Source organism: Candidatus Accumulibacter meliphilus (genome assembly GCF_036625345.1).
In the GTDB taxonomy this organism is placed as follows: Bacteria; Pseudomonadota; Gammaproteobacteria; order Burkholderiales; family Rhodocyclaceae; genus Accumulibacter; species Accumulibacter meliphilus.
On record NZ_JAZKTZ010000009.1, the window covers coordinates 66,878 to 82,725 of the forward strand.

Genomic DNA, 15,848 nt, shown 5'->3' on the forward strand with positions numbered 1-15,848 from the left:
TTTGTCCCTCCGACCTTGCCTGGCTGCGAGCAGCACTTGGCGTAGAAGGCAATTCTACCTCGTTCAAAGTGCAGCTTCATCCGTTCCGCGAGCGACGGTGTTTCGCCAGTCACAGCGTGCACTGTCTTTATGCAGCGACGCCCAGACTGCTCAACAGCCAGCCGACAAGCGCGCTCGCCATCACCACCAGCCACGGCGGCAGCTTCCAGAACATCAGGGCGAGCAGTGCGATCAGCGCCAGGCCAAAATCGGCCGGCTGGCGTATGGCGCTGGTCCATACCGGCTGATACAGCGCCGCCAGGAGCAGACCGACAACTGCAGCATTGATGCCGGTCAGCGCCGCTTGCGTGTGGCGGCTGCGCCGCAGCTGCTCCCAGAAGGGCAGCGCACCGATGACGAGCAGGAACGACGGTACGAAAACCGCGACCAGGCAGATCAGGCCGCCAAGCCAGCCGCTTGGCGCCTGGTTCATTGACGCGCCAAGGAATGCGGCAAAGGTGAACAGGGGACCGGGCACCGCCTGGGCGGCGCCGTAGCCGGCCAGGAAGGAGGTATTGCTCACCCAGCCGGTGGGCACCACCTCGGCTTGCAGCAGTGGCAGGACAACATGGCCGCCACCGAAAACCAGAGCCCCCGAGCGATAGAAAGCGTCGATCATCGCCAGTGTGCTGCCGGGCCATGCCTGTGTCACGATCGGCAAGACGAGCAGCAGCAGCACAAACAGCAGCAGCAAGGCGCTTCCGGCACGCCGGCTGGCGATGATCGGCAGCGGCTCGTGCGGCGCGTCTTGTTCCGGCTTGAACAACAATAGGCCAAGGACGCCGGCGGCGACGATCACCCCGACCTGGCCCAAGGCGCTGGGCAAGGCAAGGACCAGGCAGCTGGCGGCGACCATGATCGAAACGCGCGGCGTGTCGGCGCATAAAGTTCGCGCCATGCCCCAGACGGCTTGTGCGACGACCGCCACGGCGACCACTTTGAGGCTATCGAGCACTCCCGCCGGAAGTACGTCGCCCCAGGTCGAAAGCCCCAGCGCGAACGCGATCAGGGCAATCGCTGACGGCAGCGTGAAGCCCGCCCAGGCCGCCAGCGCGCCGGCGTAGCCGCCACGCGACAGCCCGAGCGCGATGCCGACCTGGCTGCTCGCCGGGCCGGGCAGAAACTGGCACAGCGCCACCAGATCGGCGTAGGCGCGATCGCCGAGCCAGTTGCGGCGGTTAACGAACTCTTCCCGGAAATAGCCCAGGTGCGCAACCGGGCCACCGAAGGAAGTCAGCCCGAGACGAAGAAAGATCAGGAAAATCTGCCACGCGTTGCGCGCTGCCGCGCCTGCGCCGTGCTTTACAGGGGACTTCATGCGGGCAATACCTCGTCATCCTGATGGTTTGCCGGGAATGATAAACGAGGACAGGGGCGTTGTTGAGAGAACGCAGTCGCGCCAGCGTCGAAGAGCGCGCTTGCGCCAGCACGCCGCGCGAGCCTGACCCTGATCACCGCCATGGGCCGTCGCCGCTATGCCCCCGCCGCACAATGCGCTACCATGAGCCGTCAACAGCGAGAGGTCGGAATGCCGCCTCAATCAGCAACCCAAGGAGTGAGAATCATGGACAAGCTTGCCGTGCGCGGGGATGCGAAGATCGAGGAAATCGAGGCCATGTTGCTGGCAGCGCCCGCGGAAGAGTACATGTCACCCAAACAATTGGCGTTTTTTCGCCAGCGACTGCGCGACGAAGAACAAACCCTGCTCTCGGCAGTGAAAGAAACCGCCGGCCACCTGCAGGAGGCAGAGCCCAGTGCCGACTGGAGCGATCGGGCCAGCACCGAGGAAGAGCACACGCTGGAGCTGCGCGTTCGCGATCGTGAAAGAAAACTGCTGCAGAAGATTCGCGAGGCCCTGCGCCGTATTGACGACGGCAGCTACGGCTGGTGCGAGGAAACCGGCGAGCCGATCGGCATGGCCCGCCTGCTGGCGCGTTCGACCGCCAGCCTGTGCCTTGAAGCCCAGGAGCGCCGCGAGCAGAACAAGCGCCGTTTCGGCGGCTGAGCGTTGAACGCCGGCAGCTGAAAACCCCGGCACTCGCCATCCGCCCCAGACGGGCGCTAGGCGTGCTCTGCCTGGAGCAGGTCGCGGGTCAGCGCTTCGGCAACCCTGATGCCATCGACGCCGGCCGAGAGAATACCGCCAGCGTAGCCGGCGCCCTCCCCCGCAGGATACAAACCTCTGACGTTCAAGCTCTGGTAATCCGCGCCGCGGGTGATGCGCAGCGGTGACGAAGTGCGTGTCTCGACGCCGGTGAGCAAGGCATCGGCCATGGCGAAGCCCCGAATCTGGCGCTCGAAGGCCGGCAAGGCTTCGCGGATCGCGGCAATCGCGTAATCCGGCAAGGCCGTCGAGAGATCGGTCAGGCGAACGCCGGGTTGGTACGAAGGCATGACGCTGCCGAGATGGCTTGACGGCCGCCCGGCAAGGAAATCGCCGACCAGTTGCGCTGGCGCCTCGTAGCTGCCCCCGCCGAGTTCGAAAGCGCGGCTCTCGAGTTCGCGCTGCAAGGCGATGCCCCCCAGTGGTCCACCCGGGTAGTCGAGCGGCGTAATGCCGACGACGATGCCGGCGTTGGCGTTGCGTTCATTGCGCGAATACTGGCTCATGCCGTTGGTCACCACCCGCTTTTCTTCCGAAGTCGCCGCCACCACCGTGCCGCCCGGGCACATGCAGAAGCTATACACCGAGCGCCCGTTGCGGCAGTGATGGACCAGCTTGTAGTCGGCGGCGCCGAGCGCGGGATTGCCGGCGTGGGCGCCGAAACGCGCCTTGTCGATCAGCGCTTGCGGGTGTTCGATGCGAAAGCCGATCGAAAACGCTTTGGCTTCCATGCACACTCCCGCCTGCTCAAGCATCTCGAAAGTGTCGCGCGCGCTGTGGCCGAGCGCCAGAATCAACTGCTCGCAAGCGAGTTCTTCGCCCGCGGCCAGGGTCACGCCGCGCACCCGCCCGGCTTCGATGCGCACCCCGGTGACTCGCTGCTGGAAGCGCACTTCGCCACCCAGGCGCTCGATTTCACGGCGCATCTGCTCGACCATGCCGACCAGCCGAAAAGTGCCGATATGCGGCTTGTTGACGTAGAGAATTTCTTCCGGCGCGCCGGCCTTGACGAATTCTTCGAGGACCTTGCGGCCATGCTGGCGCGGATCCTTGATCTGGCTATACAGCTTGCCGTCGGAAAAAGTACCGGCACCGCCTTCGCCGAACTGCACATTGGATTCCGGGTCGAGCACTTTCTTGCGCCACAGTCCCCAGGTATCCTGCGTGCGCTCGCGCACCGCCTTGCCACGTTCGAGGACGATCGGCCTGAACCCGGACTGCGCCAGAATCAGCGCCGCGAAAATGCCCGCCGGACCGAAGCCGACGATCAGCGGCCGGCTGGCCAGCCCCTCCGGCGCGCGCCCGACGAAGTGGTAGCGCATGTCGGGTGCTGCCTGCACCTGGCGGTCGTCCGCAAAGCGGGCCAGCAGCTGCGCCTCGTCGGGCAGCGTCAGGTCGACGCTGTAACTGAAGACCAGCGCCCTCGCCTTGCGGGCGTCGCAGCTGCGCCGGAAAACCTTGACTTCGCCGATATCCTGCACGGGAATGCCGAGCCGAGCAGCCACGGCAGCCGGCAGCGCTTCCGGCCGATGGTCGATGGGCAGGCGGATTTCACTGACGCGCAACATGGTGCTTTGGCTTTCTCCAGGAGCGCCGGCGCTCAGGCCTGCTGTCCGTAGCTGGCAAACTTGGCCAGCACTGTTGCCATCTCGGCGGCGTCGAGCAGCACCGGCCGACCGAGCTGGCAGGCGCGCCAGTACTGTTCGCAAAGGGTTTCGAGTTCAACGCCGAGCGCCAGCGCCTGCTCGATATCCTCACCGAGCACCAGCATGCCGTGATTGCCGAGCAGGCAGGCGCAACGATCGGCCATCGCCCGCAGCACGGCGTCGGAGAGTGCCTGCGTGCCGAAAGTCGCGTAGTCGGCGCAGCGCAGGCTGTCACCGCCAAAGCGCGCGATCATGTAATGAAAAGCCGGGATGTCGCGGCGCAGACAGGCCAGGCTGGTGGCGAACGACGAGTGGGCGTGCAGAATGGCGCCGGCGTCGGGGCGAGCAAGGTAGAGGTCACGGTGGAAACGCCACTCGGAGGACGGCTTGCGGCGCCCCTCGGGCGTCCCGTCGAGGCGCATGAAAACGATGTCCTCGGCTTCCAGGCCATCGTAGTCCATGCCCGTCGGGGTGATCAGGAAGCCATCCGCATCGCCGCCGACACGCACGCTGAGGTTGCCGGCAGTGCCGCGGTTCAGGCCGACGGCGGTCATCCGCCGTGCGCTGGCAATCAATCTCTGACGAAGCTCAAGCATGTCTTTCCTCCGGGTACAGGGACAACAGCCCGGCAGCGCTGGCCGGACAGCAAGCGCGTTCAGTGATCAGGCTACTGACCAGCTTTGCCGGGGTGATGTCGAAAGCCGGGTTCACGACGCTTGCGCTGGCCGGCAACTGCTGCAACTGGCCGCGAACACCGCCAGCATCGCGGCCGTGCACGATGCGCAGCTCGTCGACAGCGCGTTCCTCGATCGGAATCTCCGCCCCGCTCGGACAGGCAAAGTCGATCGTCGAGCGCGGCGCTGCGACATAGAACGGCACCCCGGCGGCGGCAGCCGCCAGCGCCTTGAGGTAGGTGCCGATCTTGTTGGCGACGTCGCCGTTGGCGGCGATGCGGTCGGCACCGACGATGACCGTATCGATGTCGCCGCGCGCCAGCAGCAGGCCGGCGGCGTTATCGGCAATGACGGTATGCGGCACGCCGTGCTGGGCCAGCTCCCAGGCCGTCAATAGCCCCTGATTGCGCGGCCGCGTTTCCGAAACCCACACATGGACGTCGATGCCGGCGTCGAAAGCGGCATAGACCGGCGCCAGCGCCGTACCGTAATCGACGGTTGCCAACCAGCCGGCGTTGCAGTGGGTCATGATCTGCAGCCGGTCGCGAGCGCCGCTGGCGCTGCGCAGCAGTTGCAGGCCGTGGCGGCCGATCTGACGACACTGTTCGACGTCTTCGTCGGCGATCCGTGCCGCTTCCTGCCAGGCGGCTTCGGCACGCTCCGCGCGTGGCAGCGGCGCCAGACAGCGCCGCATGCGCGCCAGCACCCAGCGCAGGTTCACCGCCGTCGGCCGCGTTGCGGCCAGGGTATCGACGGCGGCCAGCAGCGCCGCATCATCGTTGCCACGCACCATCGCCAGCGCCAGCCCGTAGGCAGCCGTCACCCCGATCAGCGGCGCGCCGCGCACCTGCATGCTGCAGATCGCCTGCGCCACCTCCGCCAGACTGTCCAGGCGCAAGACGCGATAGGCGTGCGGCAGCGCCGTCTGGTCGATGATCTCGACCGCGTCGGCGTTTGCCAGCGGCCAGATCGTTCTTGTCGGCGTGCCATCAACTCTCATGGCCGCCATTCTAGCAGTGCGACAAAGCTTGCCGAACGATGTCGGGGGCGATCAACGCTCGCCGCAGACCCCAGCGCTGTTCAGTTTTGCTATTCTCAGCGCGGCGAGCAACTCGCCCGATTACCGATGAGGAACTACATGACACGCTTGACCGCCGCCATCACCCGCCGCCGCAGCCCTTCCCTACTCCTTTTTGCGCTGGCGGCGTGCAGCCTGACCAGCACCCTGCACGCCGCCAGCGGCGAGCTGCCGAAACGCAAACCCGGCCTGTGGGAGCTCAACACGCGCATGGAAGGCATGCCATCGATCGGCGCGATGCGCCAGTGCATCGACCGCGAGAGCGATGACCTGATGATGCAGCAGGCGCAGAAGGAAAAGCACAAGTGCAGCGTCCTGGATGTCAAGACGCAGGGCAAGAAGGCCAGCGTGCACGCGGTATGCAAGATCGAGGGCAGCACCGCGACGACCGACGCGACTTTCGTCGGCTCTTTCGACGTCGCCTACAAAGGCGACATGCGTACCCGCTTCAGCCCGCCGCTGCACGGCATCAGCGAATCGAAAGCCTCGCTCGACGCGCGCTGGATCGGCCCCTGCCAGCCGGGTCAGAAGCCCGGAGACATCAGCATGCCGACCATCGGCGGCATGGACATCAACGAGCTGATGAAGGACCCGCGCGTTAAGGAACTGATGAAACAGCAGCAGCGGTAAGTCCGGCGGCACCGCTGGAGCGCTGGAGCGCTGGACCCGCCCCCCGTTCGGCTCGCGCCACACGCCCGTGCGCGCCGGCAAGCGAACGGGTCGGCGCTCAGCGGTTTTCCAGCCGGTTGTAGTCGAGCAGGCCGGAGCCGATCGGCGAAAACTGCAGGTGCGCTTCCTGCAGCTCGTCGCTGGCCTGCCAGAACTGCGGGTTGCTGCGGCGAACGACGTAGCGATCGGCCAGCGCGCGGTAGTCCTCCTCCGACGACAAGCTGCCGATGGCTGCCGCCAGGGCCTTGATTTCCGAGCGTTGCAGGCGATAGATGGCGCTCGGGTAGGCGCCGATGAAACCTGGCACCACGGTCATCGTATTCTCGGCCGGCGCTAGCTCACGGCCTTCGCGAAGCAGGCTCGAGACACTGAGGTGGCCGGTATTGCGCAACAGCGTGAAGTAACGCGGCGCGCGCGGCGGATCCTCGAGACGCACGGAGACCATCTCGGGAAACCACGACAAAGCCGCACCGTGCGGACTGGCGAACGTCGCGAGATCCTTGCGCAAGGCGGCGTCGCTCACTTGCGAGAGGTCGTATTCGTGGGTCAGCACCGGCGCCACGCGGTTCTGGAGCAGCGTATAGAGTTCGCGCTGCGGATCCTTGCTGCGATAACGGATGCCGCTGTGGCCATCGAAACTGGCCAGGTCCCCGTACACGTGGTCCTTGACTTCCTGGCTGGCACCGCGATACCAGTAGTCGCTCACTTTCTTGCGATCATCGCGGGGCAGAAAAGTGAGGAAGTTGAACTCGCCTTCCATGCGCAGGAAGTCCATGTACATCCGCGACAGCAACTGGTGGCCGACGTTGCCATAGACATCGTAACCGGCGACCAGCAGGTAGTGGATACGCTCGAGCAGACCGTAGCCGATCACCCACGCCGTCTTCGGAGGGCCGCCGACCAGGCCCTTGACCACCGAGGCGTTGTCGAAGTGGCGGAAAATGGTCAGCGCGGCGTTCGGGTTATTGCCGTCGCCGTTCCAGATCCACCCCGGATTCGGGCCTTTGTTCGCCGCCGCGTAGCGATCGAGAAACTTCGACTTGGCCCGCAGATACTCGCTCTGCAGTTTGGCGTACTTGCGCCACGGACCGACGATCCCGGCGTCACTTCCCTGCGCCGCCGGCAAGGCCAGCAGACTGGATTCGCGCGACAGGAACTCGCCGGCCTGGTCCTGCAGGTCGGCGTCGGCGAGGAAGAACACCCAGAAACGATCTTCGATCACGTTCAGGGCGACCTGGCCACGACAGACCGGTCCCTTGATGAAGTTCATGATCGTGAATTGCGCCTCGTCGAGCATGAACTGATAGCGTGTCGAGGTGGGCAGGGCCTGGAAAGTCACGAAGGGGTTGGAAGCCACTTTCAGCTCGTAGGATGGCAGTTCGCTGACCGTGTACTCCGCCGCAATGAACAGCTCCTGCCAGCGCTGCATGCGCTTCGGCCCGAGGGCGTAGGGTAGATGCGTCTTGTCGACAATCGTCTCGCGTTCGCGATCGAGCCGGTAGTAAACGCGCTCGACGCCAGGGTCGTCATACGGCCGACGGCTGGCAATGAGGTCGATCGGCTGGCCCGGCGGCGTCCGCGAGCGGACCATCCGGAAGTAGTGATGCGCCGGATCGTCGTCGAAGTACAGATGCGCCAGGAAGAGATGTTCGTAGATGTAGCGGCTGGCCAGGCGCTGCTTGAGCGAGTCGCCATTGAGGAACTCTTCCCAGTCGGCGACCTGCCCGTCAATCGCTGCCGGCAGCGGCGGCAGCCCTTCGAAAGGCGCGCCCAGTTCGAGCCAGCGGCTCAGGGTGGCCATTTCGGCTTCGTTCAGGCCGGGCAGACCAAAAGGCATTCCCCAGAGGGGATTCTTGCGCTCGAAAGCCGCGTAGTCGTCGATCCGCGGGCACTGCTGTGCCCGGTCGAGCGAAAAATCGAAAGCCTCCGGCAGGATGGCCGTGTCGGGCAGCGGATGCTCCTCTTTGAGCTTCAGGGCGCGATACATCACGCTGGCCGCCAGATTCGCCGCCGGCGTCGGCTCGCGCTCGTTGAGGACCGCCGCGAAGCCTTTGTCGCGCCATTGCGAGGCCGTCTGCGCGTCGGTGAACAGGCGCGTCAACTGGGCTTCGTCCAGGCGCCCGCTGTCGTAGACCAGTTCCTTGCTGGTGCCACGGGCAATTCCCTCCCAGGCGGTAAACTTGAGTTGGCAGGGTGCGTCGTAACAGGCGTGGCAAACCACGCAGCGCTGTTCAAGGATCGGCTGCACCTGGCTACGATACGAGAATCCCGCCGGCGGCATGGCCGGCACATCGAAGCGCGCCGGGTCCGGTGCGCCATAGTCCTCGTTGAGCGTGTGCCGGGTAATCGCGGCGCAGCCGCTGAGCACGACGATGAGCAGGAGCAGTGCTTGCCTGTTGATGATCATGAGCATTTTCCACAGTTATTGCGCCGCGCTGGCGAGTGCGCGCCGGTATCCTGCACCGGCAAAGCCTGAAGCATACCCACTCTGACGGTCGCTGCGCCAGTCCCCGGCTTGACCATCCCGGGCCTCTTGTCTGCCAGACCATCGGCCCGGCCGCGCGGGCAGCGACCTGATCGCCACCGGCAGCACTCACCACCCTGCCTCTGATGAGGCCCTTCCGCCAACGAAAAAAATCGCACGCCCAGACACCAGCATTGTCGTCAAGCCTCGCCGAGCATCGGTGGTGGCCGGAACTCACTTTGCTCGACCAGCGTGTTCAGTCGTCGGTGATGATCGCCCGCGTCATCTAGAGAATCGCCTCCTGATCGGCCATTTCGGCTATGACGATACGTTGGCCAATTCACCAACTGTCCCAGTGCGAATCCATCTACCCGGAACGCTTCCGCAAACGTGGCGCCTCCTGCTGCCTCGTCTGGTTTAGCCAAGGATGTCGATACGGATCTTTAGCCAACAGAAAGGTCTTCATGGCCTTGCGAGCGTCCGCAGCCAGCTGTTGAAAGATGCTTCGCAGTTGCGAGTCGATACTCTTTTCGGGTGCGCCGCGCTCGCGCGCTTTTTCATACCATGCGTGACCACGTTCAAACTCACGCTGCTCCATGTGAACTGCGCCAAGCAAGGTGCATGGGCGGTAGTCTCGAGGCCGAAGGGAATGCGCCTTCTCGCCCATCTGAATTGCTTCGGACGGTCGTCTGAGGTCCCGCATGACACCGCCGTGAGTAGTGAGCAGGGCCGATCGAAGCTTTGGGTGCTTCAGGCGATCAGGTGAAACGCTGTCGAGCAGTTCGAGCGCGGTTTCTGCTCGCCAGCACTTCCGGTAGTGTCCGCTGGCGTTGACAACGCTCCACGGATCCTGGGTGCGCCGATACTGATCGGCATGAAATTCTGCTTCGAGACGATGATAGGCCTCCTGGAGTCGCTCCGTGAAATGACTCCTGGCTTCGGTGCTGAGCCAGACAAGCTCGTTCTGAGGTAGGCGATTGTCGGCATCGATCAGCTGGAGCAGCTTTGTCATCCGTGGCATTAACGGCTCATCACTCAGCGATACCCCGTATTTTCCGTACAAGGCTTGCGTCTGCTTCATCGCGATGTATTTGGGGTCGCTTTCGCGGGCGATGCGCGCGGCCTCGGCAGCCACTTCACTGGCCTTACGTGCAGCGAATTCGGCCGCGGCGGCTCTTGCTGGACCGATGTACGCGGCAAAGGTCAAGTGGCCAGATGCGAGTCGGTAGAGGTCGTCCGGTGCGCTGTGCTTGAGGTGGCCAAGCTCCTCATCAGTTAGGGGTCGGCCCCGGAAAAGTGCTTCCAGAATATCGCTCGTGGGTAGGCAAAGCGCAGCGGCGATGTGCTCGAGTTCGAAGTGGTGAGCGATGTCGTGGGCAGTCGGTACCCTGTAATCCGGGCTGATCGCGCGAGCCTGGTAAGCGACAGCGGCTAGTTTGGAATTGTATTCACGCTGTGCTTTCAATTCGGCCTGGCGAGCCCTTTGCGCCTTGAGAACGGCTTCACTAGCCTCCCGCTCGCGCTTGCGTCGGAGGATGCGATCAGCCTCCCAATCTAATTTTGGAGCCGCTTTTGGAGCTGGGTAGGTAATCCTGCAGGATCGGTAGTGGGCTTCAAGTGCCTGCTGCTCGGATTGCTTGGCTTGATGCGCTGCCTTCGCTGCCTGGTTTCTCGCCAAATAGACGGAGTCGAGCCCCGCGATATAAGCCTCATGGGTGATCTCCCCGCCGGCCAGTGGAAACAGGCCAGGAAGATCCTGCTGCCGCAGGAAATCCAGCGCGTATTGCGTTAGTGGGCGGCCCTGATGCATGCGTGCGAGGATGTTGCTCAGGCGCGAGCCAAGAATGGTTGCAGCGAAAATATGGTTGACGCAGTAATAATCTGCGACGAAAGAAGTCGACGGGTCCATGCCAGTTCCACTGTGGTTTGTTGATTTCTTCCGACCGATTATGACGAAATTAGCGATGGCTGTCAGGCTGATCTCGCAGTCCACCGGCACGATAGCAGGTGCGAGCCGCGGGGAAATCTTGCATACCCGCATGTAGTGAACGGACACGCAAGTGCTTTAGCTACCAAACCATGACCGCAACGGCCGCTGACAGCAAGCGTAGGTTGGGCTGACGCAGGAAGCCCAACATCCACCCGCCACCGCCAACAACGGGCGCTTGATGCGCGCGCTGCCGCTGCCGAAGTTGCACGACTGTCTCGCCGATAACTTGCCGGCTACCTGTCGCCACGAAGGGCTGCCGTACACAGTTGCCCCCCCTTTGCGGCAGCGACAGCGTGAATGTCAGCAAAGGATCGTTATGCAAAGTCGTCGATTATGGAAAGTAGCTGTCGCGATGGCCGTTCAGGCCTAGGCAGGACGGGCAGCCAGCGGCAGTAGCTCGGCGACGAGGTAGACATAATTTCTCCAGTCTCCTGAAGTGGTAGCTCCACTTCAGGAGACTGCCATGAACACCAAGACACCCCAGGCCGCGTCGATCGAACAGGTCGACGCCGCATCCACCGATCACATCGAAGAAGAACTGCGGCGCTACGACGCGTACCTGCGCGACCTGCGTGGGCTGTCACCGGGTAGCCGACGGCACGGCTTGCGTATTGCAGGCCGGCTACTGCGCCAGAAATTTGGTAACGGCGTCGTTGATTTCGCCCGACTGCGTCCAGCCGATGTCCGACAGTTTCTTGCAGACCAACTGGATGCTCGCCGAACGCCCTCCAATGCAACCACTTTGGCCTCGGGGCTGCGGAGCTATCTCCGGTATCGAAGCGCTTGCGGAGACTCCGTCAAAGCATTGACGGCGGTCATTTCATTGCCGGCGCATTGGCGGCTGGCAACTTTGCCACACGCGCTGACGGTGGAAGAGGTTGAGCAGTTCCTGAATTCCATCAGGCTCGCCCGACGGTGGCCGAAACGCGGTTATGCGATTGCTCGTTGTGCCCTCGACTTGGGCTTGCGGGCCGGAGAAATTGCGCGCCTATCGATCAGTGACATTGACTGGCGCGCCGGTACGGTGACGCTGAGGGGTACGAAGTCATTTCGGCAGGATACTTTGCCCTTGCCGGTCGAGACCGGGCAGGCACTTGCGGACTATCTACAGCACGAGCGACCGCCAACTTCCAACCCTGCCATCTTCGTTCGCCGATTGGGGGCGCGCGATCAACCCATCACATCGCAGGCGATCCAGAAAGTGATCACGCGCGCCTGTCGACGCAGCGGCCTACCGCATTCTGGATCGCATGCCCTGCGCCATACCTTGGCGTGCCGCCTCGTGGAGCACGGTAGCTCCCTCAAGGAGGTCGCCGACCTTCTGCGCCATCGTTCGCTGAACACGACGCTCATCTACGCCAAGCTCGACACGCCGATGCTCTCAACGGTACCGCTGCCGTGGCCTGGGAGTAAATCATGAGCGCGCGAATCGGCTTGCAGACAAGAGTTGACGGCTATCTGGCCGAACGCCATCGGCTTGGTTTCGAGCTGCACTCGCAGGACACGCTCCTGGCCGACTTTGCGAAGTTCGTTGCTGATCGGCATCACCACGGCCCCCTGACCGTCGAGTTGATGGTCGATTGGGTGCGAAAGGGCAAAGGGGGGCTTGGGACACCGGAAACCTGGTATCGGCGGATGGCGATACTGCGTCGTTTCGTTCGCTACCTGCAGCAATTCGAGCCGCAAACCGAGATCCCCGAGGAGTCGATCTTTGGCCCTGAACCCGGTCGCGTGGCGCCGCACATCTACCGCGAGGAGGAGATCGTCGATCTGTTGGCAGCCGCCCACAAACTCGGGCCACGCTGGAGCTTACGTCCGGCGAGCTTTGAAACCTTGTTTGGCCTGATGGCCTCAACGGGGCTACGTGTTTCCGAAGCCATTCACCTGCGTGATGCCGACGTCGATCTCAAACGTGGGATGCTGATCGTGCGGCAGACCAAGTTTGCCAAGTCACGTCAGTTGCCCTTGCCTCCGAGTACCGTAGAAGCGCTCGCGCGCTACCGGCAGCAGCGTATCCGCCACGTACCGACAACGGCCGACACCCCGTTCTTCATTAGTAGTCGGGGTCGGCGGCTGGGACAGCCGCTCGGTGATCGACAGGTCCATCGTGTCTTCAATGCGCTACGGGATAGTCTCGACTGGGTCAATCGGGGTGCGCATGCCGGGCCGCGTCTTCATGATCTACGCCATACCTTTGCCGTCAGGCGCTTGGTGCGTTGGCATAGCGAAGGCACCGATGTCGACCAGATGATGCTGGCCTTGTCGACCTACCTGGGCCACACCAAGATCTCGCATACGTACTGGTATCTCTCGGCGGTGCCAGAACTGATGGCACTGGCCGGCGGCAAGTTCGAGCGCTTCGTCGATCTCGCAGGAGCCGACGATGAGTAAGCCCGCCACACCGCCGTCATTCGCCACGCTCGTGCAGGCCTACTTCGCCGACTACCTCACCCAGCAGCGGGCGCTCAGCCCACAGACCGTCGCTGCCTACCGCGATGCCTTTGTGCTCTTCCTGGCGTTCGCTCAGTGCCGATTGGGCAAGTCGCCCACCACCATGACGCTCGCGGACATGACGCCCGAGCTGATCACGGCGTTTCTCAACCATCTTGAACAGCAGCGCCACAACTGCGTGCGCAGTCGTAACGCGCGCTTGGCTGCGCTTCGCTCATTCCTCAAGTTTGCTGGCCACCGGGATGTGTCGTCGCTGCGAATCGTCGAGCGCGCGCTCGGCATACCGGTGAAGCGCTTCGAGCGGCCGATGTTCGGTTACCTGTCCCGCGAGGAGATGCTCGCCGTGATCGACGCGCCGGATGGAACCTGGATCGGTCAGCGTGACCATGTGCTCTTCCTGATGCTTTACAACACGGGTGCGCGCGTGTCCGAGATCATCGGAGTCAAGGTCGGTGAGGTGGTTGTGGAGGATCGTGCAGCTTGCGTACATCTGCACGGCAAGGGCCGCAAGCAGCGCAGCGTTCCGCTCTGGCGCTCGACGGTCAGGGCGATCCGAGCTTGGCGGAAGCAAAATCCTCAGTTCGAGGCAGCTTCGCCGTTGCTGCCCAACCGAAACGGACAGGCGATGACGCGTGCCAACGTCTCCCTCCGATTGGCCTTGGCGGTGCAAACCGCGACCACTGCCTACCCTGATTTGGCAAAACGCAAGGTCTCGCCCCACGTGATTCGCCACACCACGGCAATGCACCTGTTGCAGGCCGGCGTCGACATCAGCGTGATCGCGCTTTGGCTCGGGCACGAGAGCCCAGTGACCACTCACCAGTACGTCGAGGCCGATCTCGCCATGAAGGAAAGGGCACTGGCCAGACTCCGCGAACCGGACGCTAAAATCCAGCGCTACCGGGCTCCTGACACCCTGATCCACTTCCTGAAGACCTTGTGATTATGGAAACCCCGCAGCGCACGCTTGCCGCTGCTCACCAGCGATCGGTGCGCGCTGCAATCAGCGACTTTCCATAATCGACGACTTTGCATAACGACCCTTATGGAAAGCTTTCCATAAGGGTCGGAGGCTGCCACATGGAACTGGGCGGACTCGCGCGTCGTCGGCGCGCAGGTGTCGAAGGCCGACCCCGTCGCTCTCTGTGCGGAGCTGCCGGCGAGCAGGCTGCGCTATTGGGCGGTCGGCCGTAGGGAACGCGTACGCAAGTCTCCTGCCCCGACGAGCCTCGGATGATCCTTGCGTCGCCAGCCCGCGAAGTGCGTGCGCGAGGCTTCCTGCTCGATGCGCAAGGCCGCGTGCTCGATGCGCCAGCCTCTTTGCTCTTCGGGCGAGCCTTTGATCCGCGTTCGTCAGCCCGATGAGTGCCGCGGCGAAGCTTTTTGCTCGATCGGCGCCACGGCGAACTGTCCCTGCAAGGCTCCGAGCTTCGCGGCCAAGGCTCTGCGCTTCACCGGCAAGCTAAAAAGCCATTCCCGCAAGCCTTTTTGCTCGGCGCGCAAAGCATCGAGGCTTGCACCGCAAGGCTTTGATCCTTGCGCGCGAAGTGCAAAGCCTTGCGCGCAAGGTCGGAAAGCTTGTATTTGATGCTGTTTTTCATCTCGATCGAGCCGCGGAGCTTTGCGGCCAAGCCTTTGCTGCGTGCACAGCGAAGTTCATAGGCTTGCGGCCAGGCATCGGAGGCTTGCCGTCGCAGCTCGGAGCCTTGCGCTTGAAGCTCCGAGCCTTGCACGCCGAGCGCGAGGCCTGCCGCGGCGCTCAGGCCGTGGCGACCGCGGTCGGGTGACGCTTGCGACTGTAGCGAGCGGCCATCGCTTCCTTCAAGGCATCGAGCCCGGCGCCCTTGCCGAAGACCTTGGCCAGCGCGTAACCCTCGAGCGCGGCCGTCAGGATGTCGCTGCCGAGCGCCATTTCGGTGTCGTCGGCCTTGCTCACCAGCTGCCTCAGGTTGGCGAGATGCGGGCGCAAAAGATCGAGGTTGTGGAGATCGCGCTCGGCTTCGGCGAGATCGAGTTCCGGCGTGATGATCTGCTTGTTCTGCGCCAGGACGATCAGCGTCTGTTGGCAAAAGGCTTCCGACTTGTCGCCCATCTTGGTCAGGCTGCGTCGCTGGTCGACCGAAAGTTCGATCAGGCCGCCGAGTTTCTCCTGCAGGGTCGTGATCGCCGCGGCAATCGCCGCCAGGTCGTCGGGGCTGATATGCAGCGTTACGAGGTTTTGGCTCATGAGTGTTTTCTCCTTGATACAACAAGACAAATCGACGGCGCGCCGGCAGTATCCCGCGCTCCGAGCAGAGCCTTCAATAGGCTGTGGTCGGCTGCGCCGCGGCCCTTCGGACGTGCTGTGCAACGCGGCACAGCGCCGCGTCGGGCCTCGACAACAAGCCCCGCGCTCGGTCGGCAGGCGTCTGACGAAGTCACCGGCAACGCCATCCGCCGAGCAGACGGCGACCGGCAAGCGTCGTTCTTCGATTCGTGAAATCGTCAAGGACCAGCGCCGCACGAGCGCCGATAGGGTCGCGTCACAAGAGCTATCGCCATGCCGCCTCCCCGCCATTGCCCGATTAATCGGGCGATCCTCATTTGGCCGGCCGCCGCGGCGAGTGGAGTAGCCAAGTACCATCTGCTGGCTCCAACGATTCCAAATTGACCGGGCCGGACGGCCGCCCGTTACTCCCGATTGCTTGTCGATGACCGCTTTGTAGTACAATCACCGAGCGGCGTCTTTCGGCC

General features: G+C 63.6%; 13 protein-coding genes. 5 read left to right on the plus strand and 8 right to left on the minus strand.

Translation table 11 applies throughout. The features are described from left to right. Positions 1-127: 127 nt before the first annotated feature. Positions 128-1,357, minus strand: coding sequence for a chromate efflux transporter (gene chrA / locus V5B40_RS18420; RefSeq protein WP_332355861.1), 1,230 nt, complete (start codon positions 1,355-1,357; stop codon positions 128-130). 246 nt (positions 1,358-1,603) lie between these two features. Between chrA and dksA the strand changes: the two genes are divergently transcribed. Further along, entirely contained in the window at positions 1,604-2,044 is a 441-nt protein-coding gene (dksA, locus tag V5B40_RS18425) for an RNA polymerase-binding protein DksA (RefSeq protein ID WP_332355862.1), read from the plus strand. A 56-nt stretch (positions 2,045-2,100) separates the two neighbouring features. Here the strand turns inward: dksA and V5B40_RS18430 are convergent, their stop codons facing one another. From V5B40_RS18430 to mtnA, 3 genes are read right to left on the minus strand one after another with little or no spacing between them, the layout of a single operon-like run. Beyond that, positions 2,101-3,711 carry an NAD(P)/FAD-dependent oxidoreductase gene (locus tag V5B40_RS18430; protein ID WP_332355863.1) on the minus strand — a complete coding sequence of 537 codons (1,611 nt, stop codon included), beginning with the start codon at positions 3,709-3,711 and terminating at the stop codon, positions 2,101-2,103. Positions 3,712-3,743: 32 nt separating this feature from the next. Continuing rightward, positions 3,744-4,385 carry a class II aldolase/adducin family protein gene (locus V5B40_RS18435; protein ID WP_332355864.1) on the minus strand — a complete coding sequence of 214 codons (642 nt, stop codon included), beginning with the start codon at positions 4,383-4,385 and terminating at the stop codon, positions 3,744-3,746. After that, positions 4,378-5,463 (minus strand): S-methyl-5-thioribose-1-phosphate isomerase, encoded by a 1,086-nt coding sequence (gene mtnA, locus V5B40_RS18440; RefSeq protein WP_332355865.1) that lies wholly within the window; start codon positions 5,461-5,463, stop codon positions 4,378-4,380. Before mtnA ends, V5B40_RS18435 begins: the two co-directional genes overlap by 8 nt. 138 nt (positions 5,464-5,601) lie before the next feature. Between mtnA and V5B40_RS18445 the strand changes: the two genes are divergently transcribed. After that, positions 5,602-6,171, plus strand: a complete 570-nt coding sequence (locus V5B40_RS18445) for a DUF3617 domain-containing protein (protein ID WP_332355866.1) — start codon at positions 5,602-5,604, stop codon at positions 6,169-6,171. A 97-nt stretch (positions 6,172-6,268) separates the two neighbouring features. Here V5B40_RS18445 and V5B40_RS18450 read toward each other — a convergent pair whose 3' ends face one another. Together V5B40_RS18450 and V5B40_RS18455 are read right to left on the minus strand one after the other, a co-directional pair. Further along, on the minus strand, positions 6,269-8,617 hold the full coding sequence (locus V5B40_RS18450; RefSeq protein ID WP_332355867.1) for a fatty acid cis/trans isomerase: 2,349 nt from the start codon (positions 8,615-8,617) through the stop codon (positions 6,269-6,271). Positions 8,618-9,041: 424 nt separating this feature from the next. Beyond that, a complete protein-coding gene (locus tag V5B40_RS18455) occupies positions 9,042-10,730 on the minus strand; it encodes a hypothetical protein (protein WP_332355868.1) in 1,689 nt (562 codons plus the stop codon). A 397-nt stretch (positions 10,731-11,127) separates the two neighbouring features. Between V5B40_RS18455 and V5B40_RS18460 the strand changes: the two genes are divergently transcribed. The 3 genes from V5B40_RS18460 to V5B40_RS18470 are packed head-to-tail and all read left to right on the plus strand — an operon-like array spanning position 11,128 to position 14,058. Further along, complete coding sequence (locus V5B40_RS18460) at positions 11,128-12,084, plus strand: tyrosine-type recombinase/integrase (protein ID WP_332355869.1); 957 nt, start codon at positions 11,128-11,130, stop codon at positions 12,082-12,084. Further along, positions 12,081-13,055 (plus strand): tyrosine-type recombinase/integrase, encoded by a 975-nt coding sequence (locus tag V5B40_RS18465; protein ID WP_332355870.1) that lies wholly within the window; start codon positions 12,081-12,083, stop codon positions 13,053-13,055. Before V5B40_RS18460 ends, V5B40_RS18465 begins: the two co-directional genes overlap by 4 nt. Beyond that, on the plus strand, positions 13,048-14,058 hold the full coding sequence (locus V5B40_RS18470) for a tyrosine-type recombinase/integrase (protein ID WP_332355871.1): 1,011 nt from the start codon (positions 13,048-13,050) through the stop codon (positions 14,056-14,058). Before V5B40_RS18465 ends, V5B40_RS18470 begins: the two co-directional genes overlap by 8 nt. Before the next feature lie 508 nt (positions 14,059-14,566). Here the strand turns inward: V5B40_RS18470 and V5B40_RS18475 are convergent. Together V5B40_RS18475 and V5B40_RS18480 are read right to left on the minus strand one after the other, a co-directional pair. After that, the gene (locus tag V5B40_RS18475) at positions 14,567-14,746 is read right to left on the minus strand and encodes a hypothetical protein (RefSeq protein ID WP_332355872.1); all 180 of its coding nucleotides are present in this window, start codon (positions 14,744-14,746) and stop codon (positions 14,567-14,569) included. A 128-nt stretch (positions 14,747-14,874) separates the two neighbouring features. Beyond that, positions 14,875-15,342 (minus strand): hypothetical protein, encoded by a 468-nt coding sequence (locus V5B40_RS18480; RefSeq protein WP_332355873.1) that lies wholly within the window; start codon positions 15,340-15,342, stop codon positions 14,875-14,877. Positions 15,343-15,848 lie beyond the last annotated feature (506 nt).

Bases quoted from the DNA above. Each gene is read 5' to 3' on its own strand.
- V5B40_RS18430 (WP_332355863.1), bottom strand. From the start codon at position 3,711: ATGTTGCGCGTCAGTGAAATCCGCCTGCCCATCGACCATCGGCCGGAA.
- mtnA (WP_332355865.1), bottom strand. From the start codon at position 5,463: ATGAGAGTTGATGGCACGCCGACAAGAACGATCTGGCCGCTGGCAAAC.
- dksA (WP_332355862.1), top strand. From the start codon at position 1,604: ATGGACAAGCTTGCCGTGCGCGGGGATGCGAAGATCGAGGAAATCGAG.
- V5B40_RS18470 (WP_332355871.1), top strand. From the start codon at position 13,048: ATGAGTAAGCCCGCCACACCGCCGTCATTCGCCACGCTCGTGCAGGCC.
- V5B40_RS18435 (WP_332355864.1), bottom strand. From the start codon at position 4,385: ATGCTTGAGCTTCGTCAGAGATTGATTGCCAGCGCACGGCGGATGACC.
- V5B40_RS18445 (WP_332355866.1), top strand. From the start codon at position 5,602: ATGACACGCTTGACCGCCGCCATCACCCGCCGCCGCAGCCCTTCCCTA.
- V5B40_RS18450 (WP_332355867.1), bottom strand. From the start codon at position 8,617: ATGATCATCAACAGGCAAGCACTGCTCCTGCTCATCGTCGTGCTCAGC.
- chrA (WP_332355861.1), bottom strand. From the start codon at position 1,357: ATGAAGTCCCCTGTAAAGCACGGCGCAGGCGCGGCAGCGCGCAACGCG.
- V5B40_RS18480 (WP_332355873.1), bottom strand. From the start codon at position 15,342: ATGAGCCAAAACCTCGTAACGCTGCATATCAGCCCCGACGACCTGGCG.
- V5B40_RS18460 (WP_332355869.1), top strand. From the start codon at position 11,128: ATGAACACCAAGACACCCCAGGCCGCGTCGATCGAACAGGTCGACGCC.
- V5B40_RS18465 (WP_332355870.1), top strand. From the start codon at position 12,081: ATGAGCGCGCGAATCGGCTTGCAGACAAGAGTTGACGGCTATCTGGCC.